The sequence below is a fragment of the Schaalia suimastitidis DSM 15538 genome, assembly GCF_000429105.1.
Taxonomy (GTDB): domain Bacteria; phylum Actinomycetota; class Actinomycetes; order Actinomycetales; family Actinomycetaceae; genus Pauljensenia; species Pauljensenia suimastitidis.
On record NZ_AUBF01000007.1, the window covers coordinates 1 to 25,740 of the forward strand.

Annotated in this window: 19 protein-coding genes and 1 pseudogene; 10 read left to right on the plus strand and 10 right to left on the minus strand. The window is 56.2% G+C overall.

Annotation, left to right across the window (positions count from 1 at the left end):
- The 3 genes from G438_RS0102620 to G438_RS11835 form a co-directional block, all read right to left on the minus strand.
- Entirely contained in the window at positions 1 to 333 is a 333-nt protein-coding gene (locus tag G438_RS0102620) for a transposase (RefSeq protein WP_026460041.1), read from the minus strand.
- Between the two features lie 822 nt (positions 334 to 1,155).
- Positions 1,156 to 2,709 carry a DUF2142 domain-containing protein gene (locus G438_RS0102630; RefSeq protein WP_026460043.1) on the minus strand — a complete coding sequence of 518 codons (1,554 nt, stop codon included), beginning with the start codon at positions 2,707 to 2,709 and terminating at the stop codon, positions 1,156 to 1,158.
- Between the two features lie 135 nt (positions 2,710 to 2,844).
- On the minus strand, positions 2,845 to 6,420 hold the full coding sequence (locus G438_RS11835; protein WP_051259223.1) for an N-acetylmuramoyl-L-alanine amidase: 3,576 nt from the start codon (positions 6,418 to 6,420) through the stop codon (positions 2,845 to 2,847).
- Between the two features lie 141 nt (positions 6,421 to 6,561).
- On the opposite strand from G438_RS11835, the gene rfbB reads away from it, so the two are divergent.
- The 5 genes from rfbB (at position 6,562) to glf (ending at position 11,831) form a co-directional block, all read left to right on the plus strand.
- Entirely contained in the window at positions 6,562 to 7,569 is a 1,008-nt protein-coding gene (rfbB, locus tag G438_RS0102640; protein WP_026460044.1) for a dTDP-glucose 4,6-dehydratase, read from the plus strand.
- Between the two features lie 3 nt (positions 7,570 to 7,572).
- Positions 7,573 to 8,514 carry a glycosyltransferase gene (locus tag G438_RS0102645; RefSeq protein WP_131245730.1) on the plus strand — a complete coding sequence of 314 codons (942 nt, stop codon included), beginning with the start codon at positions 7,573 to 7,575 and terminating at the stop codon, positions 8,512 to 8,514.
- A gap of 5 nt (positions 8,515 to 8,519) precedes the next feature.
- Positions 8,520 to 9,479, plus strand: coding sequence for an NAD-dependent epimerase/dehydratase family protein (locus G438_RS0102650; protein ID WP_034284892.1), 960 nt, complete (start codon positions 8,520 to 8,522; stop codon positions 9,477 to 9,479).
- A 174-nt stretch (positions 9,480 to 9,653) separates the two neighbouring features.
- Complete coding sequence (locus tag G438_RS0102655) at positions 9,654 to 10,601, plus strand: glycosyltransferase family 2 protein (RefSeq protein WP_240470962.1); 948 nt, start codon at positions 9,654 to 9,656, stop codon at positions 10,599 to 10,601.
- Between the two features lie 48 nt (positions 10,602 to 10,649).
- Positions 10,650 to 11,831: a UDP-galactopyranose mutase gene (gene glf, locus G438_RS0102660; RefSeq protein ID WP_026460048.1), complete on the plus strand. Its 1,182-nt coding sequence runs from the start codon at positions 10,650 to 10,652 to the stop codon at positions 11,829 to 11,831.
- A 193-nt stretch (positions 11,832 to 12,024) separates the two neighbouring features.
- On the opposite strand, the gene G438_RS11840 is transcribed toward glf, so the two are convergent.
- Positions 12,025 to 12,918: a hypothetical protein gene (locus tag G438_RS11840; protein ID WP_131245732.1), complete on the minus strand. Its 894-nt coding sequence runs from the start codon at positions 12,916 to 12,918 to the stop codon at positions 12,025 to 12,027.
- 145 nt (positions 12,919 to 13,063) lie between these two features.
- Here G438_RS11840 and G438_RS0102670 point away from each other — a divergent pair, with 145 nt between their 5' ends.
- From G438_RS0102670 to G438_RS0102680, 3 genes are read left to right on the plus strand one after another with little or no spacing between them, the layout of a single operon-like run.
- Positions 13,064 to 13,360 (plus strand): WhiB family transcriptional regulator, encoded by a 297-nt coding sequence (locus G438_RS0102670; RefSeq protein ID WP_026460050.1) that lies wholly within the window; start codon positions 13,064 to 13,066, stop codon positions 13,358 to 13,360.
- Positions 13,357 to 16,527 (plus strand): glycosyltransferase, encoded by a 3,171-nt coding sequence (locus G438_RS0102675; RefSeq protein WP_026460051.1) that lies wholly within the window; start codon positions 13,357 to 13,359, stop codon positions 16,525 to 16,527. Before G438_RS0102670 ends, G438_RS0102675 begins: the two co-directional genes overlap by 4 nt.
- Positions 16,524 to 17,927 carry a DUF5719 family protein gene (locus G438_RS0102680; protein WP_026460052.1) on the plus strand — a complete coding sequence of 468 codons (1,404 nt, stop codon included), beginning with the start codon at positions 16,524 to 16,526 and terminating at the stop codon, positions 17,925 to 17,927. The genes G438_RS0102675 and G438_RS0102680 overlap by 4 nt, the downstream gene beginning before the upstream one ends.
- A gap of 243 nt (positions 17,928 to 18,170) precedes the next feature.
- On the opposite strand, the gene G438_RS10390 is transcribed toward G438_RS0102680, so the two are convergent.
- Positions 18,171 to 18,503: a metallopeptidase family protein gene (locus G438_RS10390; protein WP_026460053.1), complete on the minus strand. Its 333-nt coding sequence runs from the start codon at positions 18,501 to 18,503 to the stop codon at positions 18,171 to 18,173.
- Between the two features lie 121 nt (positions 18,504 to 18,624).
- Between G438_RS10390 and G438_RS12595 the strand changes: the two are divergent.
- A pseudogene (locus tag G438_RS12595) lies at positions 18,625 to 18,960 on the plus strand (DUF3499 domain-containing protein); the annotation flags it as partial.
- A 394-nt stretch (positions 18,961 to 19,354) separates the two neighbouring features.
- Here G438_RS12595 and G438_RS10400 read toward each other — a convergent pair.
- A complete protein-coding gene (locus tag G438_RS10400; RefSeq protein WP_051259224.1) occupies positions 19,355 to 20,209 on the minus strand; it encodes an RDD family protein in 855 nt (284 codons plus the stop codon).
- An 18-nt stretch (positions 20,210 to 20,227) separates the two neighbouring features.
- On the opposite strand from G438_RS10400, the gene G438_RS0102700 reads away from it, so the two are divergent.
- Positions 20,228 to 21,220, plus strand: a complete 993-nt coding sequence (locus G438_RS0102700) for a stage II sporulation protein M (protein WP_026460054.1) — start codon at positions 20,228 to 20,230, stop codon at positions 21,218 to 21,220.
- Positions 21,221 to 21,408: 188 nt separating this feature from the next.
- On the opposite strand, the gene G438_RS0102705 is transcribed toward G438_RS0102700, so the two are convergent.
- The 4 genes from G438_RS0102705 to G438_RS0102720 form a co-directional block, all read right to left on the minus strand.
- Positions 21,409 to 22,746: a DUF58 domain-containing protein gene (locus G438_RS0102705; RefSeq protein ID WP_026460055.1), complete on the minus strand. Its 1,338-nt coding sequence runs from the start codon at positions 22,744 to 22,746 to the stop codon at positions 21,409 to 21,411.
- Positions 22,746 to 23,675, minus strand: a complete 930-nt coding sequence (locus tag G438_RS0102710) for an AAA family ATPase (RefSeq protein ID WP_051259246.1) — start codon at positions 23,673 to 23,675, stop codon at positions 22,746 to 22,748. Before G438_RS0102710 ends, G438_RS0102705 begins: the two co-directional genes overlap by 1 nt.
- A gap of 292 nt (positions 23,676 to 23,967) precedes the next feature.
- Positions 23,968 to 25,113 carry a DUF4350 domain-containing protein gene (locus G438_RS0102715; protein WP_026460057.1) on the minus strand — a complete coding sequence of 382 codons (1,146 nt, stop codon included), beginning with the start codon at positions 25,111 to 25,113 and terminating at the stop codon, positions 23,968 to 23,970.
- Positions 25,113 to 25,739, minus strand: coding sequence for a DUF4129 domain-containing protein (locus G438_RS0102720; RefSeq protein WP_034284898.1), 627 nt, complete (start codon positions 25,737 to 25,739; stop codon positions 25,113 to 25,115). The genes G438_RS0102715 and G438_RS0102720 overlap by 1 nt, the downstream gene beginning before the upstream one ends.
- Between the last annotated feature and the right edge of the window lies 1 nt (position 25,740).

Sequence of the window (25,740 nt, forward strand, 5' to 3'; positions counted from 1 at the left end):
TCAATGAACGTGATCATGTGCTCCCGGGGTAGTCGAGTTCTCGTGCGAAAAAGCCGAAGCAAGTTTCAAGATCTCGTTCGCTCGCTGCAGCTCAGCGTTTTCACGTTTGAGGCGTTTGATCTCCTCGCGTTCTTGACGGGTCAGTCCTGGACGCTGACCAGTGTCGATCAACGACTGTTCATACCAGCGGCGCATCGACCCCACCGATATCCCCAGCCGTGGGGCGATCTCGTTTATCGCTCTCCACTGCGTACAGGAAGGATCATCAGCCACACGGTCACCAACCATCCGTACCGCGCGATCCTTAAACTCTTGTGAATACCTCTTAGGCACGTCCCTATCTACTCAAAAACAGGTAGGAACAAAACCCAGCACGCTTCAACCCTTCTTTATATGCGCGAGACTGGATTGTTACCAGGTCATTTTCTCGCATGGTACGTACCATCGCGTTGAGTTCCACGTCATGACCTTGCCTGCGTAGTTCTGTACTATTTTCGAGTCCCGCTCGAGGACGGCACTGTTGGGCAAAAAATTTTCTTGAATTCACCAGCGAGTTCTAGGTGACGTTGGGTATTGGCGTTGACAGTTCTGTGACGTTTCTTCCAGTCAACTTACGACGAGCGTGTGGGGCGCAGTTTTTGGCATAGCCTCTCAAGCTTAAACTTCTCTTCTTCACTTCTAATCAGTTCAAACTTGACTCTGATAAGTACTTGGACATACGGAAGGCTACGACTTTTCAGGAGCACATTCTCTATTTTCAGTTCAGCCAGGGTGCGTCGATCAGTCTCTCTGACCTGACGTTTAGAGGTGTAGAAGGGAAAATCTGCCACGAGGCGAGACTCCGTCGATAATGTCCCGATGGTAGACTGCGTCCCTGTTGATGCCTCATTCATGGGTTACTTGGATGATTGGCCTCTTCAACTCGATCACCAAAGCACCGCACTACTCCTTAAACTTCTTGAGATGTTACCAACACTTAGGTTGACTATTTGCCGTATTGCTCGATGAGCGCACCATCCAGCCTTCTCGTGTCACCGGTCCCAAAGCGGTACGCATCCCACTGCACATCAGTTTTTATAGTAGAAACAGGGCTCTGAAATTAACAGTCTGTACCTTCGGTATAGGACATCTTGTTGTCGATGTGCCTTGTGGAGATCAGGGAGTAGTGTTTTCGGCGTTTTCAGGTGCGCGGTCGAAAAGAACAACAAGCAGGTACAACACCACTGAGAGGACAAGTGCTAGAAGCCAAAGAGGAATTGGTGGAAACCACGCACTTTCGCTTAAATCCCACGACCCATTAATTCCAAGCATTTGACGGTGCATTTCAAAAATAACCGAATACGCATGAACTGCTCCAAATAGTAGAGCCCAAAATCGTAGTAGACGATGGTTTACTTGAGTTGATGGCAGAACTTTCTCCGATAGAACGAATGCAGCCAGTATTGGAACGCCAATGAGCAACGGGAGTATGTAGCGACCTTGCCACATAATACCGAGGGTACGCGCCTGTGAGGCATGTAGGGCGACTGGAACCACTAGAGCGTACAGCACGAGCGAGGAGAACACAACGAAACGTTCTCTACGACTTGCCACAGCATAAATTGTGGCCAACATGCACAATCCAGCGGCAATAAATACGGCAGTCAACGACAAAGGGAGGGGAGCATGTAGCCAGCCGAAAGAACCAATGGCTTGTTGGAGATAAGTATCAGTTTGCCTCAAAGTGTAGATAGCGAGCCAACGCGGTGTCACTGCAGTATCCGGTGGAGGCTCTTCTGAGGTGAGCACTCCCGTTGTGAGAATCCAGACGGAGCCGACAATAGTGACGATAAAAATCGTGGCCATTGGCGCCCAAGAACGTCGATTTTTGATTACTCGCCTTGAAAAGTTCCATGGCTGAAGTGATACTGCGCCCATCACCATTAGTGCGAGGAAAAATGGCGTTAGTCCACGAGAATTAGTGAAAGCGGAAGCAATAAAGGCGAGAAGCCACATCCGTGGCCCCACAGCGGACATCGGGGTAGCGCGAATGATTAGGAGCAGTTCACACCAGAGGGCAAAAGCAGCAGTGATTTCGAGTGCTTGCGGGTTAACCGAGGACATGAGGAAGGGCACCATCGGTGTGATGAATCCAGTCGCGGTAATAAAACCGATCGCGGAAATTTTTGCCTGGCGGAGAGCACGAAATCCAATGGCTAGGAATAGTGACCCGAGAAGGCCACTAAGTGTTCGCATGAGGTAAACGCCAGTAGCATTGTGAAATATCAGTGCAGGCCATCCTACTGCTGCATAATAGAGAGGGTTGTATCGTGCAGCTGGAGTTGGAACGGTTACCCAGCCGTCCGGGTGTTCTTTTGTGGTGAGGCGGGATAAATCGCACGCAGAAATCGGAAGGTCAGGCTCGAACGCATTGCACGTGTATGCTTCGACATCATGATAAAACTCCGGGATTGAGACCATACGATCAGCAAGGAGTTCAGAATTAAATACTTGTCCATATGCAGTTGCCGCTGCTTTTTTAATGTGAGACTGCTCGTCAGGTGAAGCTGTCAGTGGATTCGAAAGCGCCCACATCAATGTCAGTAGGAAAAAGGCGACAAAGGATACACAGAATACCGAACGTGGGGAGAAAATTCGGTTGCCACTATCTGACCGTGCGAGTGCAGCTTTGAGGGGACGCAGAAACGCGAAAAAGCTTGTGAACCTCATGTAGCTACCTCCTGCATATCTCAGATAAGCAAAGACTATGAACTTGCAATGCAAGTGCCTACTTCACCATGGATCCTATCAACTGGACAAGACTCGGTTGGGGCAGTCTGCTTACTCATTGAGCTAGTTAATTCGTTAGGGGACCCTAAACCAGTCAGTGTATAAACGCCAGAAGTTTCTATTACCGTAGGTGGAACATGAGTCCCCGGGTCCTTGAAGATTATCAAGCGCCGCTTCATTTGGCTGATAAGGGGTGTAGTTGTATAGGGCGGCTGTTGCACGGTTTTCGATCGTAATACGAGAACCACCACATGCTTTGTCTGGATTGAACGCAATCCAGGAGTTCCTTCCAGCAGCATAGGTAAAATGATTCGGTTCTTCGCCGTACTGAATAAGTCGAGAAGCAGCACCGTACACCTGCAAGGGAAATGAGGCATACATGCTTGAACATCCTCCACCGTCGGGACAAGCAAAACCAGTTGCCCTCTTGTATCTATCCTCGCTGAGAAATGTAGAGTTTGCCGTAACGAGCCCTTGTTCTTTTTGTAATAAGACGATTAACACTTGTGGGTTGATGCCACAAGCAGTGGCAGCTTTAGAAATTACTTGCGCTGCACTTTCGTTAGTAGCGCCCAAATAAGGTGAACAATACGGTAACGACATTGTCGTTGAAGTTACGCGGTAGTCCTTTAAACACGGGACGGCTGATACAGATGAGATACAGGATGCGCCTTTCTGTTGGAGAAAGGTATTGATTTGTTCCAGGGACATAGTAGCTGAATTAAACATCTCGTTGTTGGAAATGATATTTGCCGGATTGAATATTCGTGGGTTGTGCGGTTGTGTATTGAGCAGGGCACCAGAGCTGTCAAAGTTGTACTCTTTACCACCAATATGTTGTAGCCCTGTAGCCATGACACCACTGTGCTGAAGCCAATAATGTGTTGAGTCAATTTGGAGCCATCCTGTGTGCATCTGGTGCCTACTATTGAAGTAGTACCATGCATTATTGACGTTGGCCCAACCGGTTGCCAATCGTCCCGTAGCGTCGGCCAAGTACCAATGTTGACCTATTGTAAACCATCCAGTAGTCATCTGACCGGACGAGGTAAAATAGTACTCTTGACCACCAATTGTTTGGCGCCCAGTTACCATGTCGCCGTTTGGGGATAGCCAGTAATACACCGAGCCTTTGCGTAGCCATCCTGTGTTCATCACATGGTTGGTGTGAAAGTGGTACCAATTATCGCCGATATGTCTCCATCCGGTTGCCAAAGTGCCCTTATCGTCAGCCCAAAACCATTTACCGTCCAGTTGGATCCATGAATATGCTAGTGCTCCTGTTGAAGCAAAATGATACGAAAAGCCGTTAATTCGGGTGAGTCCCGTTGCCATTTGCCCGTTTTGATCGAGCCAGTAGCGTGAGCCTCCCGAGTTGAGCCACCCCGTCTGCATCTTTCCGTTTGCATCGAGGTAATACCACTTTTCCTTGTCTTTTAGCCAGCCAGTTCTTGGTTGAAGTGTGTCATCATGAAAGTACCATGCGATGTTTCCGGAAAAGTCGGGGCGTTGTTGCCACCCTTTTGTTACCGGGGAAGTGTACGTGTTGGTTCGTGTTGAGTTGTGGACCTGTTGGATGCCGTGAATCATGTGTCCACTAGCATCAAAGATGTAGGTTATGCTGTGGTGAACTAGGGGATTGGTTTGCATGACGTAACTGTTTGTAAAGAAGTACCACTTTCCGTGGATTTCTTTCCATTCTTTCGCGAGTTTTCCACTGTGGTCTGCCCAGTACCAGTTAGCATCAACTTGGCTCCATCCACGCGTCATCATACCGAGCTCGTTGAATAGGTACGCGTGTCCGTCAATAATTGACAGTCCGGTAGTCATTGCTCCTTGTGAAGTGAGCCAATAGTAGGTATCTCCAAATTGGAGCCATCCTGTTTGCATGACGAAAGACTCGTTGAAGTAATACCATTTTTGATCGATAAGTTTCCACCCCTGTGCAAGTTTCCCTTCCACATCGCCCCATCGCCACATATCGGAATCTGCCGTCCAGCCAGTAGTTAGGGTTCCTGATGGCGAAAAAAAGTAGGTGTGTTCGCCGATTCGGGTGACTCCTGTGGACATCGCTCCAGTACCGTCTAGCCAATATGTTCCAGAATCAATGTGGAGCCATCCGGTGTGCATTCTTCCGGTGTTATCAAGGTAATACCATTTCCCAGCGTCAAGTAGCCAACCCTTTTTTGGGACACCGTTGTTGTCGTTAAAATACCAGCTAATTCGTCCTGCAGCGTCATAAAACCATTGCCATGTGCCGGTTGCACGAGGCAGCGGCGGACTTCCTGCCGCGATTTGGCGAATTTGGCTGAGCTTGGCGTACGCTGCATCCCCAGGGCATGCGGTAGCGTTGACGTCCCGGTGGCCAATAATACGTTTTAGTGTTTGAGTTTTACCGGGAAATACGCCGCTACCGCTGGGGTCGACGCCCGCACGTTTGAGGTGCCAACCAGCAACCTTACCCACCGAAAGAAGTGTGGCTTCACTCGGTGCGGTGGTCGTGTAGGTTCCCATCATCGAAATCCCAAGACTACCCGTGTTGTAGTTAAGAGCGTGAGCGCCCACAGGCATCTTCCCAGGACCAGCAGCAAGGGAACCACTGCGGCCCTCAAAAACGCGTCCCCACTGGTCAACGAGGAAGTTATATCCGATATCGCCCCACCCAAGCTGAACAGCGTGAAAATTGTAAATGCCTCGGACGATAGAGGCAGAGTCATCACGGGTATATGTATTTGTGCCAGCAGTATGGTGTACTACGACAAACGGAGCATCCACGACGCGAGGTGTCCACGTCATTTTTGATTCATCAGCACCCCACTGGGCGCGGCTCGTCACAGCGACAGGAAAAGTTGTGTTTGTTGTCGTGGCGGGGAAATAACGCGACAATGTCGACGTCTTCACGCTCATTCCGACCGGAGACGAGGACGTGCCACTCTGGCTAACAGCCGATTCGAGTGAAACTTCGTTTTGAGAGTTGATCGGCGTCGGCTCAGCAATAGTTTCAACAACTTCAGCCTGCTCAATGACTAGTTCGCCCTCCGGCGTCGCTGGGATGAGGGACACGCGAAGATCAGACGGAAGGGCAGCGCCTGCTCCACTCACGCGGACTTGGAATGCGTTAGCGCCGCTAGTGATAAACGGTTCAGTGCCGCTGCGAGCGACAGTGGCAGAATCTTGCCCTGAATCTTGCGCGGCATCTTCTGCATCAAGTGCATGCCACGTGGACCATTGGTTGCCTTCGCGCACACGGATGAAAACCTGGGAGCTTGGAGCAAGAAAACTTTCAGCTGACCAAGTGAGGCCGGCGACCATAAACGGATCAACTTCCACCGGTGGTGTAAGTACTGCAGAGTCGTGAGCAAAGTCAGTCGAAATGTCACCGGTAACACTGAATAGCGCAGGGTGAATTGACCGTATGGCAGTACCACTGCCTGCAACAGCAATATCCTCGAGCTCCGCGGTTGCGACCTCAGTTGGTTCACCACTTTCTTGGGTGAGTTGAAGTACTTGCACGGGCGCCGGGTTCTCTGGAGTAGCCGGGTTCTCTGGAGTAGTTGGTGCGTGAATCGCAGCAGGCATGGGGGACGTGAGCATCATGCCCACAAGACTCAGCGCCGTCATTGCACTGGTGGCCGAAGCGATAACGGACATCCTGTTACTCCAGTTGTCAATGGGATTAAAGTGAAAGCTGTGCATAAAATAGCACGAACTGACAAGAATGTCATAGTCAATACTTTTGCAGCCGTAAGGCATAATAAGTAGACAACTGTCTGAGCGATGGGGAGTTCATCCATGCGTATTGTTATCACCGGCGGTGCGGGTTTCATTGGCGCCAACTTCGTCCACACACTGCTTGAGGATCACCCAGAGGTTGACGTCGTCGTCCTCGACAAATTTACCTATGCAGGTAACCACGGTTCCCTTGTTGTCACCGATCCAGCTCAGCAAGCGCGTCTGACCATCGTTGAGGGTGATATTGCCGATGCGGACCTGGTGGACTCCCTCGTTGCACAGGCTGATGCGGTTGTGCACTTCGCTGCCGAATCGCACAACGACAATTCCCTGAACGACCCATCACCCTTCATTACCACCAACCTCATCGGCACATACGTGCTCCTTGAGGCCGTGCGCCGCCACAAGGTGCGCTTCCACCACATCTCGACCGACGAAGTGTACGGCGATCTTGAACTCGACGATCCCGCGAAATTCACGCCGACCACTCCGTACAACCCGTCCTCTCCCTACTCCTCCACAAAAGCAGGCTCCGACCTGCTTGTGCGCGCATGGGTACGCTCGTTCGGTGTGGAAGCCACAATCTCGAATTGCTCGAATAACTACGGCCCATTCCAACACGTCGAAAAATTCATTCCGCGGATGATTACGAACCGCATCCGCGGCGTGCGCCCACGCTTGTACGGCGATGGCCTCAATGTGCGTGACTGGATCCATGTGCGTGATCACAACACTGCGGTGTGGGAAATCCTCACCCGAGGCCGCATTGGCGAAACCTACCTTATTGGTGCTGATGGCGAAACCAATAACAAAGATGTTGTCGCCATCTTGAACGAACTCATGGGGTATCCCGCAGATGACTTCGACCATGTCGCTGACCGTGCTGGACACGATCTGCGTTACGCAATTGACGCAACCAAACTGCGTGAAGAACTCGGCTGGGAACCTCAATTCGTTGACTTCCGCTCCGGCCTTGCTGACACCATTGAGTGGTACCGCACCAATGAAGAATGGTGGGCACCCCTCAAAGACGAGGTTGAAGCAAAATATGCTCAAAAGGGGCAGTGACGCTTGAACACCCCACTAGGCAACCCGGGGACACCAATTCCCCGGGTTGTCGTCCTCATGGCGACCTTCAACGGCGCGCAGTGGATCAAAGAACAGCTCGACTCGATACTGAGTCAAGCTGACGTCGACGTCCGTGTCATTGCCAGTGACGACGGTTCCACCGACACAACCTGCGACATCCTGCGCGCCTGTGAGCGAGTGCAGCTCATGCCAGCCCGCAGCGGAAAGAGTGGCTCGGCGCAAAACTTTTGCCACCTCGTCACGCATGCCGATATTCAGCTGGACGAATATGTCGCTTTCGCTGACCAAGACGATATCTGGTACCCGCACCGCTTGGGCAATCAAATCCAGCTGATCCGTGACCGCAACGCTGATGTCGTCTCCTCGTCAATTGACGCGCTCTACCCCGATGGTACGACCCGACGCATCCGCAAAGACTACCCACAACGGCGCTTGGACTTCGTGTGTGAATCAGCAGGTCCCGGATCCACTTACGTGTTCACCCCCGCTGCATTTGCTGCCCTGCGCGCAGACCTTCAGTCCGGCATAGTCGATATCGATGAGGTAGGTTTCCATGACTGGCTTACCTACGCACTACTTCGCGCCCGAGGCCTCGCCTGGCACATTGATGGAACGCCCACATTAGCCTACCGACAGCACGAAGCAAACGAAATGGGTGCTAATGACGGTGCCCACGCCCTGAAACGTCGAGCGCGTATGCTGGGTACCGGCTGGTACCGTCAACAGTTTGCCCTCACCGCACAGTGGGCTGGCGCTGTGAGCACTGACCCACAGCTGCGCGCAGACCTTGAACACACTTATAGAATGCTCACCGACAAAGGTTTGCTCGCCCGACTCCGGCTCGCATGGCACTGCCGACATCTGAGAAGGCGCCGACGCGACCAAATTGGCCTTGCCCTAACGGAACTCATTGGACTGTGGTGAACCCCATGAACGTACTGATTGCTGGTGGAAGCGGATTCGTTGGGTCCAGGCTCATCCCTGAACTGCGTCAACGCGGACACAACGTGCGATGCTATGACCTGGTTGTCAACCCCAACTTTGCAGATATCACCATCCAAGGGGATGTGCGTGACGTGGATGCCTACACTGAGGCCGCCCAAGGATGCGACACCATCATTAACCTTGCCGCACAGCACCGCGACGACGTCAAGCCTATTGAGCTGTACCACAGCGTCAATGTCGACGGCGCTACTCACACAGTCGAAGTGGCGAGGCGGTGCGGCATCACGCGCATCATCTTTACTTCCACAGTGGCGGTTTACGGCCTCGATTCGGGAACTTCGGTTGAAACTGATCAGCCGCGCCCCTTCAATGAATACGGGCGCACCAAACTCGCCGCAGAAGAGGTCTTCCGTAGCTGGCAAAAAGAAACCAACGGCACGTTGACCATCGTGCGTCCCTGCGTCATCTTCGGTGAAAACAACCGCGGCAACGTGTACACCCTAATGAAACAGATCGCGAGCGGAAAATTCCTGATCGTGGGCGACGGACATAACCGTAAATCCATGGCCTATGTCGGCAACGTTGCGGCATTCCTCGCCCACCAAGTGGAACACGCCCAGGGGTACACGCTGATTAACTACGGTGACAAACCCGACCTGACAACAAATGAACTGGTCACCACCATCAGAAACGCCCTAGACCAACATCGCTTCCAAAACATCAAGGTACCCTTGTGGCTCGGCTTACTTGGCGGCTACGCATTCGACGGACTCGCTGTCATCCTCCGTAAACCTTTACCGGTATCGTCTGTGCGAATCAGGAAATTTGCCGCATCCACCATTGTGGGTACCGAACAGCTGGAGGAAAGTGACTTTAGGCGTCCCTTCACCATTGAAGAAGGGCTCAGACGCACAGTGCGGGCGGAATTCAAAGCCGAGTTGTGATGTAGGTAGGGTGCTATGACAAAGCCAAATGAGCCTGCGTCGCCATCCGGGTCGATGCCCCACACTGAGCCTGCCCCAGGGATACCGCCCCATTGTGAGTCTGTGTCGTCGGCTGGGCCTGCGCCAATTTCAGTGTCGACGCAAACGCCGCTGCCGGACAATCCCACAATCAGTGTGGCACTGTGTACTCACAATGGGGCACGCTATGTTGCAGAACAGGTCACTTCTATCCTCAACCAAACCCGGCAAGTACATGAAATAGTCCTTGGCGATGACGCGTCGACGGATAACACCATCGACATCGTGCAGACCCTTGTCGCCGGGAGCAACATCCGCCTCGTCATTCGCCACCACGACCCCGCCTTGCGTGTCGCCGCCAATTTTTCTGACGCAATCGGCGCCACAACTGGTGATGTGATCATCCTGTGTGACCAAGATGACCTGTGGTACCCCACAAAAGTTGAGCACCTTGTTGAAGCACTTCAGGATGCGGACCTCGTCCATTCTGATGCGCGCCTCGTCAATGGTGAAGGCAAGCCGATCAGCGGCCTTCTCCTTGACGAACTTAAGGCAAGCCGATGGGAACGCGGTAACCTCATGGACGGTGACGCCCTCGCGGTACTACTGCGTCGCAGTATGGTCACTGGCGCGACCGCAGCTGTGCGTGGCCCCTTCGCCCGAGCGATGATGCCGGTGCCAGATGGATGGATCCACGACGAATGGCTCGCCATCTGCGCAGCCACCGCCGGGCGCCTCACGCTGATTCCTGAGGTTCTCACCGACTACCGTCAACACGGCGGCAACCAAATCGGCGCGAAAAAAGAAAGCGTCATCGCCCGAGTGCGACGCATGATGGCACCAGATCCTGTTGACGATCATCGACGTATTACGCGCGCACGAACCGCAGCACAGGTCCTACCAGCGCGAGGTATTGGGACCCGCAAGGAATGGGAGCGCCTCCAGGCTGCATACGTTCACCAGCAGTTCCGCATGGCGCTGCCACTGGCCCGACTTAGGCGCATTTGGCCGATTATGAGGGAATACGTCACAGGCGGATACCGACACTACTCCCGAGGGATACTTACTGCTGCACGTGATTTCGTGCAGGTGCGCGAAAAATAGCCCAGTAGTCGTCCAACAGCCGCTAGGCTGGATCCAGTTTCCTGCCAGATGGAGGGTGTCATGGAAAACACGGACCTGATTGTTGTCGGCTCAGGCCTTTTCGGACTGACCGTCGCCCAGCAATGTGCCGAGCGGTGGGGCCTGCGTGTCACCATCATCGACAGGCGCGATCACATTGGGGGCAATGCCTACTCGCAGATTGATCCCGATACGGGGATTGAAGTACACCGTTACGGTGCTCATCTTTTTCATACGTCCAATGAGCGTGTCTGGCAGTATGTCAACCGTTTCACCAGTTTCACCAATTACGTGCATAAGGTCTGGACCACCGTTGGGGGCGTCGTCTACCCGATGCCCGTTAACCTCGGCACGATCAATCAATTCTTCAGCGCCGCCATGACACCAGACGAAGCACGCACCTTTATTGCTGCTCAAGCCGCTGAGGTGTCCGACCAAGAGGTGACCGATTTCGAATCCAAAGGTATTTCCCTTGTAGGACGTCCCCTTTTTGAAGCCTTCTTCAAAAACTACACAGCAAAACAGTGGCAAACTGACCCGCGTCAACTCCCAGCCTCGATTATTTCGCGCCTGCCTGTGCGCTATACCTACGATAACCGTTACTTCAACGACACCTACGAGGGCCTACCTACCGACGGTTACGCAGCGTGGCTGACCCGCATGGCGGACGCAGACCTCATCAATGTCATCCTTGAGGCGGACTTTTTCGACCCGACCCACCCACTCAACAAGGCCGCGGTTGCCGGACAGGTACCGGTTGTTTATACCGGCCCAGTGGACCGCTACTTTGACTACAGCGCAGGCGACCTGTCGTGGCGCACGGTTGATTTTGAACGTGAAGTGGTGGAAACAGGGGATTTCCAGGGTTGTCCTGTGATGAATTACGGCGACCTTGATGTGCCATACACTCGCATCATTGAATTTCGGCATTTTCACCCCGAACGAGCCTATCGCAGCGACCGGACAGTGATATTTAGGGAATACTCACGTTTTGCTGAGCGAGGCGATGAGCCCTACTACCCGGTGAATACCCCACAGGATCGTGAACGCCTCGCTCATTATCGTGACCTCATGGCGCGTGAATCCCAGGTGTTCTTTGGTGGACGTCTTGGCACATACAAATACCTTGATATGCATATGGCGATCGCCTCGGCGTTAACCATGGTGGATAACGAGTTGGCGCCTCTATTTGACGCACGCGCGACCCGCTAGCGTCGCCAGGCTATGCCTGAAGAGCTTGGCGACACCATAAAAGACCAGGCGAGGCGACGTATGCGGCTGAGCGTGACGTATGCGGCTGTGCGTGCCTACCACCCCACAGCCACGGCGTTCACAAGCCGAAATCTAAGCACACCACGAGGCGCACTGCTGTTACCGGCTTCGTCACACACAATATGCCACGCATTTACATGAAATCTGAGAGCAGTGTGGCGCCTTCAACGCGCGCAATCTCCGCATGTTGATGCGCCTGAGGATGCCGGAGTGGATCAATAAGGACAAGAGAAGACCCCACAGTCCAGCATGCGACCGTCAACTCCGCATCTTGCTCAGGGGTGCGCGTATGCGTCGCGAGGCGTTCGCACGTAGGCACACGATAGCGGCGTGACGCCAGTTCCAACGGAGTAGGGTCGTATGGCGTGTCCACCACAAGTCCGTCAGCTTGGGCCATGAGTTCACCCAATGCATCCACCGTCCAAGCAGGTAGTGCGCCATCCCACGTAAAGGCCATCGGCGACAGGTTATGCATGAGGATGTGGGTAGCTAGACCTTGCGTCACGTATATTTCGGCGGCTGCAGCGTCATTTGTCACATAGACATCGGCCTGTAATGCAGGCAATGGTGGGGTGGGTGGCTCCGATACGGACTGCGACGTGGCGGGCTCCTGTAATACCGACTGAGGTGGGGCGGGCGGCTCAGATACGAATTGCCGTGGGGTGGGCTGTGTTGGTGCGGCCGACTTTACTGTGGGCAGTTGAACTGTGGGAGCCACAGGAGAAAGCTGCGCCTGCGGCAGTGCCTGAGCCGCTTGACGAGGGTCGCACACCCGCCACCCCATGAGGGATGCTGATATCCGCCACAGCACACCCTGCCATGTCGAACCAAGGTCAATGACGATAGACCCCGTGTCCTCGCCACCCATCAACGCAGGGGAGAGGTTATCCTCCAGCAGGTTGGCGATCTTGGCCATCCATCGGGCCACAACCGGGCCGCCAAGTTCCATACGACTCACACCGTAGTAGGTCAGCGCAGGACCCGGATTTGCGGCAAGGCGGTCAATAAGGTCAGGCAGTAACGTCATGTGATCCACGATAACTGTCATGGGCCATAACGACACGCCCGACAAGATGATGGGAACGTCTCATTTACACCAAACCGCTTGACGAAACACGTATGACACGCGTGTAATTACATCTAGTAAGTTTTTCGATTGAGGAGACAACGTCGTGTGGAACATCTTCGGTGACGGGCCCATCGCGTGGACCAACCCTATCGACGATGTCCTCAACGGAATCGACGAAGGACCACTTGCCTGGCAGCAAGACGCGCTGTGTGCCCAAACAGATCCTGAAGCCTTTTTCCCCGAAAAAGGTGGGTCAACACGCGAAGCCAAAGCCGTGTGTAAAGCATGTAGCGTACGTGCAGAATGCCTCGAATACGCGCTTGCCAACGATGAACGCTTCGGCATTTGGGGTGGACTCTCGGAGCGTGAACGACGCAAAATGCGTCGCACAGTCGTATGAGCGCCGACCTCACCGCGCCCGTCCCACCCACTCGGGGAAGTGGAGCCCTCGCAGTTGTCATCACACGAGGCTCTACCCCAGCCCTGCAACAAATCTTCCGTGCACTGCACACCCAAACCCTTGCCCCAGGCGGCATTCTCGTTGTCGATGTACGAGTCCCCGGCGAAAAAGCCCCTGTGCTGCGCAACGGCGAAGTACCAGCCAGCGCCGACCTTATCCATATTCGCGCCACAACACTTGGGACGGCCCTCAATAAAGCTCTGACCTCCCAAGAAGCGAATCGGCGCGCACCAGGTCAAGAAGGTGGCTATGAACGCTGGTGGATCCTGCACGACGACACAATCCCCGAACCGGAGTGTCTGGAAGAACTCACTCGCATCGCCGACCAAGGACGCACGATCGGCGCCGTAGGCCCAAAACAGCTCAACGACGATGGCACCCAACTCGTTGAACTGGGTATACATGCCTCCAAAGACTGCCGACGCCTCGAGCGTATGCTGCCCGACGAAATCGACCAAGGCCAGTACGACAATACGACAGATGTCCTAGCCGTCGGTACCGCCGGAATGCTGCTGTCACGTGAAGCCTGGCACGCAGTCGGAGAATTCGACTCTTTCCTTGGTCCCTTCGGTGAAGGCCTAGAATATGGGCGCAGACTCCACCGTGCAGGCTACCGGGTCGTTGCCGCGCCGCTCGCGCGTTTGCGACACACACAAGACAGCTATCACGCCCACCGATCGTTTAGGCGTCGCCGCACAGCGCAGCTTTACAACTGGCTCCTGGCCACCCCCTGGTGGTCACTGATCCCCCTGATGCTGTGGCTTGCCATTTTGTGCCCAACCCGCGCCATCATTCGCCTCAGTCAAGGATCACCACGATTGGCGGCCGATGAATTCATTGCATGGCTAAGGCTTCTACCCGCAACGGGGCACATATTTGCCTCGCGGCGGCGAAATGCGAAAGCAGCAACTGCTCCACTGAGTGTTCTGCGGCCACTAGAAACCCCCATCAAAGCCATCAAAGAACGACGCAAACTCATTCGGCACGTCGAACACGTTGCCACCTCAGATATCTTGGATGACGTCGCTAGACGCGCCTTTAATGACTACCGTAAGACCACAGCTTTTTACGTGGCCACGGTCGCTCTTATTACCGGTATTGTCGCCTTTATTGGCTGGGCATACAGCCTCGCGCCGCTCACCTTCACGTGGACAGGCGCACCTGAATCAATGGCGGACCTGTGGGGCGCGGCTGTGGCCAGCTGGATCCCCGGAGGTGACGGTCACGCCTCGCCAGCAGACCCGCTAGCCATGGTCTTCGCCATCTTGGCATCACCAGCTTTTCTTCTGGGACACTCGCCACATGCCTTTGCAGTGACGGCTATCTGGCTTGCGACACCACTATCAGCGGCAGCCGCATGGATTCTAGCTAGCCGTTTCACCTATTCAGCGCCTCGTCGCGCTGCTACCGCTCTACTATGGGCAGGAGCACCGTCCCTTGTGGCAGCCCAACATCTGGGTATCCTCGCAGGGACACTGGCCCACATTGCCCTGCCGTTACTGCTCGCCTCGTGGCTGAGCTTGGCTGGACTACGCATCACCCGCCATGTAGCAGGCGCAGACCGCATCCTGTCAGTCTCACCTCCACCCAGGCACGGCGCACTGGGTGTCGCTGCCTTCAGCAGCGCCGCCATTATTGCTGCTCAACCGCTGATGCTCGCCATCTTGACTCTCCTCGTATTTGCTGCAACACCGTGGCTGCGCAAACGCATCTTTGTTCTACTGGCCACCTTGGTACCAGCAGCAATCCTCGTTGCCCCCACCGTATATGTTGCCGCGAGTACCCAAGGGGCTTGGCCAGCACTGTTGGCAGTCGGTGGGCCGCTGCCACATGTCGAGGCCGCACCCGCCTGGATGCTAGCCCTTGGCGTACCAGCATCACTTGCCTGGGCGCCCCTGAACTGGGTGCTCGTCGCCACTGCAGTCGCCTTCTACCTGTGGGCACTCATCTCATGTATAAGTGCTCGTCGCACTGCCAACAGCCTCCTTGGCCGCCTCGCTGCTTTCGTCCTGCCAAGTGCGCTACTCACAGTGGGTGCCGCATGGGTGCTCCGCAATACTCCTACCCGCCTCGTCGATGCAACACCCGCAGGAACATGGACAGGCATTGTTTTGTCCGCAGGCTTCCTCGCTCTGCTCTTCTCAGGTCTGATTGCCACGCGTCCAATGGAGGCCATAGGTGATGCAGCGCCACGACGTTCCGTGGCAGCTCACGGCCTGCTGGGCACACTCACGGTGGCCGCCGCGTTGTGCGCAATCTGCGCACTTCCTGCCTACCTCATTATTGTGCCCACGCCCACCACGTCAGTGACCCCAATTCCAACCGATACAACTCCGAGTGTTAGCAGTACCGATGACACCACCGAGGCTACGAACGACATACGGATCGTCCCTGCGTTAAGTGCCCAAGGGCAAGCGTCCCCACGCGCCGGACGAATCCTCGTACTGACACTTAGCGCTGACGGCACACTCAACACTGCGCTATGGCGACATAACGGCGACACCCTTATTGACGCCTCGGCAATCACCCGCGCACTCGCGCTATACCATGCCCAAACAGCAACATGGGACGATGCCACACGCGAATTGGCATCACTGGCGCTGACGCTGACCACATACCCCGACATTACTACTGCCCGGGCACTTGCCACGCACGCGGTCGACACGATACTCATCCCCACAGACCAGTCCATGCCTGCTCAGGTAGAAGCCTTGAACCGTGCCCCCGGCCTCGAACGCGTTGGCACCACCTCCGCGGGACACCTGTGGCGCTTGCGCGCTGACGGCACACAACCGGCACGTGTCACGCTTGTGACGAACGACGCTGCTGCACCGTTGAATGCCAGCGACATTACTGTTGACACACAACTTGAGTATGCCGGGCAGATTGTACTTGCGGAACGCGCCAATGCCGGGTGGAAAGCCAGCCTCAACGGTGTCGCACTCACGGCACACCCCCAGGGATGGCAACAGCGTTTTGACGCACCCAACAGCGGACACGTGCGCATATGGCACACCGCGTGGTGGCTCTACCCTTGGTGGGCAGCATGCGCACTGAGCTTCACGTGGGCACTGATCGCCCTGGTGCCAACACGGAGGACACAATGAGTCGCACCCCGATCCTCCTGTTGCGGAGCTCCGCCGCCATTACAGGCGCCGCCTTGGTTGCCCTAGCGCTCCTTGGCCCCCACACTCCCGATTTTCCGATCGTTACCGTCAGTCGCCTCGAAACGCAGTCCAGCCCAGCTGAACTCACCCTCGCATGCCCACCGGGCACGATCGACTCCTTCGCGCCAGACGGTACAGCCACGACGTCGCACCAATGGTCATCAGTAGACGACGCGTGGACTACTACACAGGCCAACGCAACGATCACGTCGCGCGCAGCCAACGGCATCCTTGAGTTACCTTCAGGCGTCGTCATCGCAGGTCAAAGTGGCGGAGAAATGCGTGGACTATCTCTTTCGCCGTGTAGCCCCGCATCGAGCGACCAATGGCTCAGTGTTGGCGCCACAACCGTGGGGGAGGACGCCATCATTGTCCTTGCCAACCCTGCTTCAACACCATCGGTGGTTTCCATCACCGGCATCGGGCCGCAAGGATACGTTAACCAGCCTCCCCAACAGGTCAACGTGCCTGCACACAGTCAGGTGCGGATACTGCCCGGCACATGGTTTCCAGACCTCAGTCGCTTGGCCTTGCACCTCCAAGCTGACGGGCCAGGTGTGGCAGCGTGGATGCAGACCTCCGCGATGGATGGCGAACGGCCTCTTGGTGCCACCTGGACAGTGGCCACGCCAGCCGCCACTCGCGTTGTCATCCCGGGGATTGCACAAGGGCTGACGGAGGCACGTGTGCGTCTGGCCAATACAGGTGGGCAAGCGACTACCGCGACGCTCACGCTGCTAGGGAGCGATGGGCCAGTGGAGCTTTCTGCTGGCACCTTGGACCTGCCCGCCCAAACGGTGATTGACGTGCCGCTGGGCGCCATCACACAAGGCGGCGCCACCCTCGTTGTTGAGGCAGATCAAGCACTCGCTGCGCACGTCATAGTTGACGAGGCGGGCCAACCTTGGGGACAAAGTGACGAAGCGTGGGGTGAACGGTCCGTATTGGCCTCAGCTCAACTGACGCGTGCCTTCGAATTACCTTCAGCATCGCAACTCCACTCTCATGTGGAGGAAGTGCTCACTCAGGCCCCGGTACGTGCCTCACAGGTTGATGCCCGCGATGGTGTCAACGCGGTGTCTGCCGAACTGATCCTCACTTCACTTACTCAGGCTGTTACCGTGACGCTACCAGGCACGTCTCAGAAAACAACAATCGCGCCCGGCACGCAGGTCACCATGGATGCCCCTGAAATAGCAGGGACGCTGTCCGCCGATGGCGATATCTATGCCGCCATTCGTGTCACTGTTGAAACACCAACGGGACTTCTGCGTGCCGTGTGGCCACTGGGAGGGCGAATCCCCCTAGCACAAGTGGGCAGTGTCAACGTCAATAACTAGTAGCACCGCACTGGGGTTGGCCTGCGGCGCACGGTCGCGGATTTGGGCCGCACAGGGCATGGCCCGCGGCGTGTGGTGAACGTAACTGCGTACGGTGACATGCCTGCAGCGTATGGGTACAGGCCCGCGGCGTAGGGTGACAGATTCGGAAGGCACGGTGAATGCTGCGGAGCCACCCCTGGGGCCCAGAACATTGGCCGTCCACTAGCCCAGAATACTACCCGCTAGCCCCAAAGCTTCCCGCTAGCCCAACAGTTCGTCCAAATCGTCGGGGTCAATGACGAGCAGATGGGAGATACGTTCTGCAAGTAGCTGCAGAAGAAATTGGGGGAGTTCCTCAGAGGAGCAGCGACGAAGCACACTCAGCCGATACACGACGATCCGATCGGACAGGCCGCGGCGCCGGTCAGCAGGAAATATCCGGGCAGTCACAACCCCATGATCCTCCCACGGTGCAGGTGCCGATGGGGGAACATCTTCGACCGCAAATTCAATGGTGGACACTGCAGGCCACCGCCTCGTCAACTCCGCAACAACATCAGCAACAAGGCGATCAAAGGCTTCCCTCCGTGTCATCCACGCGCGTGACCCTGGGAAAAAAGTCGGACCACGCTGGCCACGACCATGGCGGTCACGGTGAGGAGGACGCAGCAGAGTAGAGCACACGCACAATACCCTACATGCCCACGTGCTCCTAATGGCGTACAGTGAAGCGGTGACTTCAGCAAGACAATGTTCAAAACCCGGATGTGCCCGTGAAGCAGTTGCTACGCTCACCTATGACTACCAGGCATCGACCGCTGTTCTTGGGCCGCTTGCCACCGCAGCCGAGCCACACACCTACGACCTTTGCGATACGCATCAACAACACTTAACTGCTCCGCGTGGATGGCAAATCGTTCGATTACAAACACATTTTGAACCCGCACCACCGTCACAAGATGACCTGATGGCCCTGGCTGACGCCGTGCGACAAGCGGCAGCTGCACGAGCAGCGGAGGCATCGCCTCGGCCCACCCAGCCTGAAGCAACGATCTACACCCTGCCAACCGCAACACAACGCGAGGCTACGCTTCAGCAGCAGGCACCTTCGCCTCACCAAGCGAGCCGCACCGCCGATCGCAACGCACATGCCCTCCGTGGCGTCGAATTCGGACCTTTCGCTACGCCACGTTCCGCTCACACAACCCTTCCCGCTGACAGCGACAATAGTGACGCAGAGCAGGGCAGTGGGATCGTCAGCACCGGCGCACCTAACGGCGGTGCAAATACTTCCCCTGGCCTCGGACCCAATGAGCCGTCCACCTCCACGAACGGCCCTGCTCCCATAATGCGCGATGTCTCCGCCAAGGACACTACGCCCGGGCCGAGTGACAACCCTCTTGACCCTGCATCGATATGGGCGCAGCGCCGGGGACAATTCCGCGTTATTGACTAAGTGGCACCGGCCCTTGGGTAGTCAGCGCATCGCGACGTTGGCGGCCATTTGACTCGCGCTGCTGCAGGCGCCGGTAATTGCGGTTACGCAACACAACCAGGACCGCTGCAATAAACCGCTCCGGGTGGGTACCCGGCGGAGGCGGGGGCGCGACCCGCAAGGATATTTGCGCAGCGAGGCTGTTGCCCACTTGGGTGCGCACTGCCGGAACCTGGGTGCGGTTCACCCGTAAAAACTCCAGTGCTTCACGATGAACTTTTGCAGGCAGCGGAAGTATTTGTGCATGAGAAGCCCACTGCTGTAACTCTGGTGGCATCACTAACGCAGGATAAGAGCGTGCCTCGGGTAGCTGCACAACGGTAGTGCCTGCCGCCATATCGCCAAAACGTTTTCCGCGAGGTGAGACAATGGCTGACAGCAGGGCAGGTGCCCCAAAGGTCAACCACACTTCGATGATCCCCGCCAGGGTGCGCATTGCCACGTGTCGTGCACTCACTACGCCACCGTCGTCACGGACCACCCGAATACGAAATGCCCATTTCCCAAGTGACTGGCCGCGTGTAGCAAGTTCCATGATGAAAGGGAGGACGAAGGTGAGGATAACAATGGCGGATATCGTCACGATCCGTTGCGTCGAAGCAGTTTGAATCTCAATATGCGGGCCAATGCCGATCAAGACACATAATAAGGTCATCAGGCTCAACGATAGGTCCACCAGGGTCGCCGCTATGCGCAACATAGGTGAAGCCGGGTGAATGTCAAGTTTGACCGCAGCGCCGGTGACGATTGATTCGTCTTTCAGTCTGCGATATTCCGTAGTGTCAGGTACGCGCGAAGCCGTCATATATGACACGCTAGCCTAATGGACATTGATGCGCTAAGAGCCGCACGGAGAGACAACTGGAATCGTCTACATACGTTGTGCAGAAAAGGTCGGCTAAGTGGCGCTGAAATCGATGAACTAGCTGCGCTTTACCGGCAAGGAACCGCTGATTTAGCCGATGTGCGTGCGCTGAGTCCTGACACGGATGTGATCCGTCAGCTTTCAGCTGACCTTGCTCAGGCGCGTGGGCGACTCACAGGCACACAGGGAGCCTCAGCTGCCGCGATTTCACGCTGGTTTCGACTGTCCCTTCCGTCTGCGCTCTACCAAATTCGCTGGTGGACTCTAGGCGTCATGGGCGCATTTATCTTCATCGCCGCTATCCAAGTGTGGTGGCTGATACGTGACCCCCATGTTTTCACCTATATGGGGTCAGCCAGTGAACTTGAAGCCTTCGCTAAAGACGATTTCGTTGCCTACTACAGCCAAGATACACATGCGCAATTTGGCGCCTCGGTGTGGCTCAATAACGCACTGATCGCAGTCGAGTGCGTAGGCGCCGGTGTCACCGGTATTTTCCCGGTGTATGTGCTGATCAATAACGCGATATCAATTGGACAGACAGCTGCAGTTGTTATCGAATACGGCGGTTGGTGGCATTTTTTCCGTTTTATTCTGCCGCACGGCATACCTGAACTCACCGCAATCTTCATCGCAGGTGCAGCTGGGTTGCGTGTCTTTTGGACGTTGCTGGTTCCAGGATCATTAACACGGGGACGTGCTGTTGGTATTGCTGGACGCACGATGGTGACTGTGGCTGGGGGCCTTGTGATATTGCTCTTTGTCTCAGGTGTCCTGGAGGGCTTTGTCACGCCGTCGGCACTACCAGACTGGTTCAAAATTACACTTGGTGCGTTGGTCACAGGCGGTGTGTGGGTGTATACCTGGGTGATTGGTGGCAATGCCTATAAGGCAGGCTACACCGGTGACGTCCAATACGATGCCGGGTACGAGGCGCCAACAGCCGCGTAGTGCCGGTAGCGTGCGGCCTTCGCCTTTTCGCCATACCCTGCGGTGACTTGCCTATAATCCGCCGCGAAGTGCAGTATGTTACGCATACGCATACGCATACGCCAGTGTCGCGGACCGTCTACAGCAGCGACGCTCCTGTGTGGCGACCTCACGTATCCGCTTGCACCGCCAGAGCGTAACGGTGATGACTACAGACGACCTGCCTTCTTTAATTCGATATACAGATCTGACAAGCGTGCGGCCAAACGACCCGCATCTACATCAGCAACAACCGCGCCTTGGCGACGCAAATCCTGCGCGCCATGCGCTGTTTCCCGCAACACCGAAGCGGCCGATGCAGCACTGAATACATCACCGCTGCCGTCACGTCCCTGCGCCAAGGCAGTGACAGTCGGATCCTGTGCGCTTGCCACAATGACCGTATGGGACCGCAAGAGGATTTGAACCGCCTCGGAAAGCTCTGGATCTGTGCCAGCGGGAGGTAATTCCGTCAAAAGAACCACGCACGCAGCATGACGAACCGTGCGGCCCACCTCAGCGACAACCAACTTCCAGTCGATGGGCTGCAACGAGGCCGAGACATCCACTAGCGAGGATGCGCACTGCTGAAGCAAACCGGGGCCACGAATCCCACTGACACGGGCACGCACCTCACGGTCAATCGCAAGGAAATGCACCTGATCACCCGCGCGGTCAGCGAGGGCACCCAGCAACAATGCAGCCTCGATGCCCGCATCGATGCGCGGCGCAGCACCTAAATCGAGAGCATTCGCATCCTCAGCGACATCTCGAGGTGCCCCAAGGAGCAAAGCACCAGAACGTCCTGCATCCAACACAATGACGACGTGCCGGTCACGTTCAGGTCGCCAGGTACGTACCACTAATTCGGGGGTGCGGGCCGATGCACGCCAATCAATGTCACGTGGATCATCGCCACGCACATACTCGCGCAGTGAATCGAATTCGGTACCAGGGCCCCGTAAAACGGTTGCTGTCGAACCTTCAAGTTCGTGTAGGCGCGCCAGTCGTGACGGAAGGAGCCGACGTGCCCGAAACTCAGGCAACACCGAAATCTTCAATGGAGCAACCAAGGATATTTGGCGCGCAGCTACACCCAACGGTCCCCACACGCGCAGGGTGACACGATCTGCCGCACGTGTTCCACGCCGCTGAGGCGTTAAGGTCGTGACGACTCGAACCGTGTCACCACCAGGCAAAAGAGCGTGGTGGTGGGCCGGTGTTGGATGAGTCGACGGCGGCCACGCATCACGAATATGCAGACGAATACCGCGCTTCGTAGGGTTGGTAATCGTGACAATCGACTCGGTGTGCTCGTCCGCCCGCAGTGTTTCCGTTACTTCGCGTTCTACCCGCAACAGACGCGGCGACAACGCCAAATACAGGTCAAGAGCACACACCACAAGGACAAGGAACAGCCACCCCCATGCCAGCGCGTGGGTGGGGATAAATACCAGGGGAATCACCCCGACGGCAGCCAAAGCTGCCGCACGCCACGACAGTGCCATCAGCGTGGTACCGGCACCTGCGCGAGCAGGCCCTCAATAACTGCGCGAGCGGTGATACCTTCAAGTTCTGCTTCGGCACGCAACCCTACGCGGTGTGCCAAGGTCGCCACAGCCATTGCTTTGACATCGTCAGGGGTGACGTAGGCGCGTCCCTGAAGGAATGCCCACACGCGACACGTGCGCAATAGGGCGGTTGCGCCACGAGGCGATACACCCAAACGTAGGGACGGTGAGGTACGTGTGGCGCGCACAAGGTCAACGATATACCCGAGCACCTCGGGTGCAACCTCCACTTTCGCGGCAGCTTGGCGGGCCGCACGAATTTGCTGTGGACCAGCGACAGCACGCACCCCAGCTTCAGGTAGGGACAATGGGTCAAAACCTGCCTGGTGTCGGCTAATTACTTCGATTTCTTCGTCCCTAGCAGGAAGCGGCAACTCTAATTTCACTAAGAAACGGTCGAGTTGTGCCTCAGGCAGCGGGTAGGTGCCTTCGTATTCAACGGGGTTTTGTGTGGCGATCACCATGAACGGATCGTCAAGGCGATGTGTATGCCCATCAACGCTGACCTGTCGCTCTTCCATGGCTTCCAGAAGCGCAGACTGTGTCTTTGGAGGTGTGCGGTTGATTTCGTCAGCCAGCAGAAGATTGGTGAAAACCGGGCCCGGACGGAACTCGAAAGAGCTCGTCCCACCATCCCACACCAGAGATCCTGTGATATCGGCGGGCATGAGGTCCGGAGTGAATTGGACGCGAGACATGTCAAGGTCCAATGCAGTGGCAACGGTACGCACAAGCAGCGTTTTCGCTACGCCAGGCACACCTTCAAGGAGCGCATGGCCACCAGCAACAAGGGCAATGACAATACCGGTCACAGCATTGTCTTGGCCGACGACGGCCTTGCCAATTTCGGCCCGCAAGGCAACCAGGGCAGCACGTGCAGCTAAACCTGCGTCGTCAAGTACTGGTGTGGGGGGTGTCGAGGCGGCAGCAGCGTGCGCTGATGCGGTTGCGGTCGCCCCATGTGCGGCCACTGTAGGAAGTGGCGCTTGGGTGGGAAGCCCTGAAGGTGCCGGAAGCGCTGTCGGAACGGACTGAGGAGCGCCTGAGGGGGCTGCCTGCGATGGTGTACCGGGCGCATATGGCGAGGGGTGGGTGGGTGCCTGTCCGGTCGCGTAAGGATGCGCACCTGGTGAGGGAGGTTGCATTGGTTGTTGAGGTTCAGTCACGGGTCAGACTCTTTTCTATCTCGGACAGGGCGTTACTTAAAGCGTAAAGCTCAGCTTTGGTCTGTGGAGGATTTCCCCACAGTGTCTGGTAGGTCCATTCGGGATTTAGTCCGCGCCCAGTCAGTGCACGATGGAGCTCCTCAGCGGTGCTTGTTCGTGACAGTCCGAGGCGCCGACAGAGACGATCGGCACTCTCATGTCGTAGCAGCTGCGCGGTGTGCGCGTAGTCTCGCGACGATTTGAGCAGACGTCCTTTTCCGATCACCGTTTCGGCGGCAGGCACGGGGGTGGCAAGATCCTCATGGACGAGGCGACCCAACCGGCGTCCGTAGGCGACAGCAAGCAGAAGGGTGGCTCCTGTCAGCACCACGATCCACGGATTGAGGAAGGTTGGTGAGAAATCGGGTGGGTCTGTCATATCGTCAGAAAACGATGGGATAAACCATGCCACATGCTGGGTGCGTCCTAAGGCATTGATTGCTAGCGCGGCATTGCCGTGCTCAGCAATAAAATCGTTTGTCACCAGCTTTGAGTCGCCAATGACTGCACGCCACAAGCCGCCAGTGTCGCGCTCTGCGTAGGCATAAACGCCCGATTCAAGCGGAAAACAACCAGTCCAGGTGGAATCACTGAGAGTGACACCGTAGCCACGAGGAGAGATCATTTCTGCTTTGGTTGCTGCCGACGAGTGACATGAAGGCTGAAGTGGATGTCCGTCTTGCAGCCAGGTGGCCTGTGGCGTCACCTTGCCTTCAATTTCGGTGGTGTACAGCGTCTCAACACCGATGTACACCACCGAAGGTAGGGCCTCCATCGCATCGGTCACCTCAGCACTCATCCGGGAGGGAAGGACGACAGCGACGGTTGCGCCTTCCTGCCCAAGTTTTTGAGCGTGGAGTCCGTTTTGTGCGACCGTGACCTTGACACCGTGGTCCTGCAGTACGCGAGCAAGTGCTTGCGCGCCGTTACCTCCAGCGTTATTCGCAGAGTAAGGGACGGTATCTGATGCAACTGAGGGAATCCAAATGAGGCCAATAATGCCAAAGAGAATAATGCCTGCAATAGCTGCCGCCGCTTTGACGCGACCACTGAACGTGCGGGCGGTGGGAGTGATCACCGTGGACTGTGTGGCGCGCATCAGGGGCGACCTCCTGCGCCTAACACACCTGTGGCAACCCCGAAGCGTTCACTGAGCGCGACGACTTGCCGCGTCATCGCCTCGTCAGCAGATGCATCGCCGTAACGTACAGCGTCAAAAGAAGCAGCAGCGGTGAGGAATTGATCGCGGTCGGCAGGCACAGCGCGGGCCGCAGCAATGGCCGCCTCGTGTGCAGTCACGCCTGGCCCGTCCTTCAACATGCCGCGCTCGGCGAGCGAAAGGACGAGGATACGGAAGGCCCAGACTAATGCGTTATCCCATTCCTTGGCTTGGATTGCCAACGCGAGGTGCTGCTGCGCTTGAAGGAGGCTGACAGCCTCCCCATCAAAAACAGCTCCAGACTTGCGATGGCGAGCAAGACGAACCGGATTAAATAGGACGATTGCAACAGCGACAATCACTGCCAAGGCAAAACCGATCAGTAACCAGAATTCCAGCGGTGGTGGCGTTCCACCACCTTCGAGTGCGTCAGCAATCCACTGTAAAATCCGGCGGATAAAACGCGTCAATGGGGTGAGCTCGTCACTGTACTCTGGTTTGGCCAGCTCATCGAACACCCACCGCTGAGCTTCATCCTTATCAGGGGTGACTGCGAGGAACAACATT

What these genes read in the sequence shown, in the direction of transcription:
- G438_RS0102630 (WP_026460043.1), bottom strand. Translation starts at nt 2,709, where the DNA reads ATGAGGTTCACAAGCTTTTTCGCGTTTCTGCGTCCCCTCAAAGCTGCA.
- G438_RS11835 (WP_051259223.1), bottom strand. Translation starts at nt 6,420, where the DNA reads ATGTCCGTTATCGCTTCGGCCACCAGTGCAATGACGGCGCTGAGTCTT.
- rfbB (WP_026460044.1), top strand. Translation starts at nt 6,562, where the DNA reads ATGCGTATTGTTATCACCGGCGGTGCGGGTTTCATTGGCGCCAACTTC.
- G438_RS0102650 (WP_034284892.1), top strand. Translation starts at nt 8,520, where the DNA reads ATGAACGTACTGATTGCTGGTGGAAGCGGATTCGTTGGGTCCAGGCTC.
- glf (WP_026460048.1), top strand. Translation starts at nt 10,650, where the DNA reads ATGGAGGGTGTCATGGAAAACACGGACCTGATTGTTGTCGGCTCAGGC.
- G438_RS11840 (WP_131245732.1), bottom strand. Translation starts at nt 12,918, where the DNA reads ATGACGTTACTGCCTGACCTTATTGACCGCCTTGCCGCAAATCCGGGT.
- G438_RS0102675 (WP_026460051.1), top strand. Translation starts at nt 13,357, where the DNA reads ATGAGCGCCGACCTCACCGCGCCCGTCCCACCCACTCGGGGAAGTGGA.
- G438_RS0102680 (WP_026460052.1), top strand. Translation starts at nt 16,524, where the DNA reads ATGAGTCGCACCCCGATCCTCCTGTTGCGGAGCTCCGCCGCCATTACA.
- G438_RS10390 (WP_026460053.1), bottom strand. Translation starts at nt 18,503, where the DNA reads ATGACACGGAGGGAAGCCTTTGATCGCCTTGTTGCTGATGTTGTTGCG.
- G438_RS10400 (WP_051259224.1), bottom strand. Translation starts at nt 20,209, where the DNA reads ATGACGGCTTCGCGCGTACCTGACACTACGGAATATCGCAGACTGAAA.
- G438_RS0102700 (WP_026460054.1), top strand. Translation starts at nt 20,228, where the DNA reads ATGGACATTGATGCGCTAAGAGCCGCACGGAGAGACAACTGGAATCGT.
- G438_RS0102705 (WP_026460055.1), bottom strand. Translation starts at nt 22,746, where the DNA reads ATGGCACTGTCGTGGCGTGCGGCAGCTTTGGCTGCCGTCGGGGTGATT.
- G438_RS0102715 (WP_026460057.1), bottom strand. Translation starts at nt 25,113, where the DNA reads ATGCGCGCCACACAGTCCACGGTGATCACTCCCACCGCCCGCACGTTC.
- G438_RS0102720 (WP_034284898.1), bottom strand. Translation starts at nt 25,739, where the DNA reads ATGTTGTTCCTCGCAGTCACCCCTGATAAGGATGAAGCTCAGCGGTGG.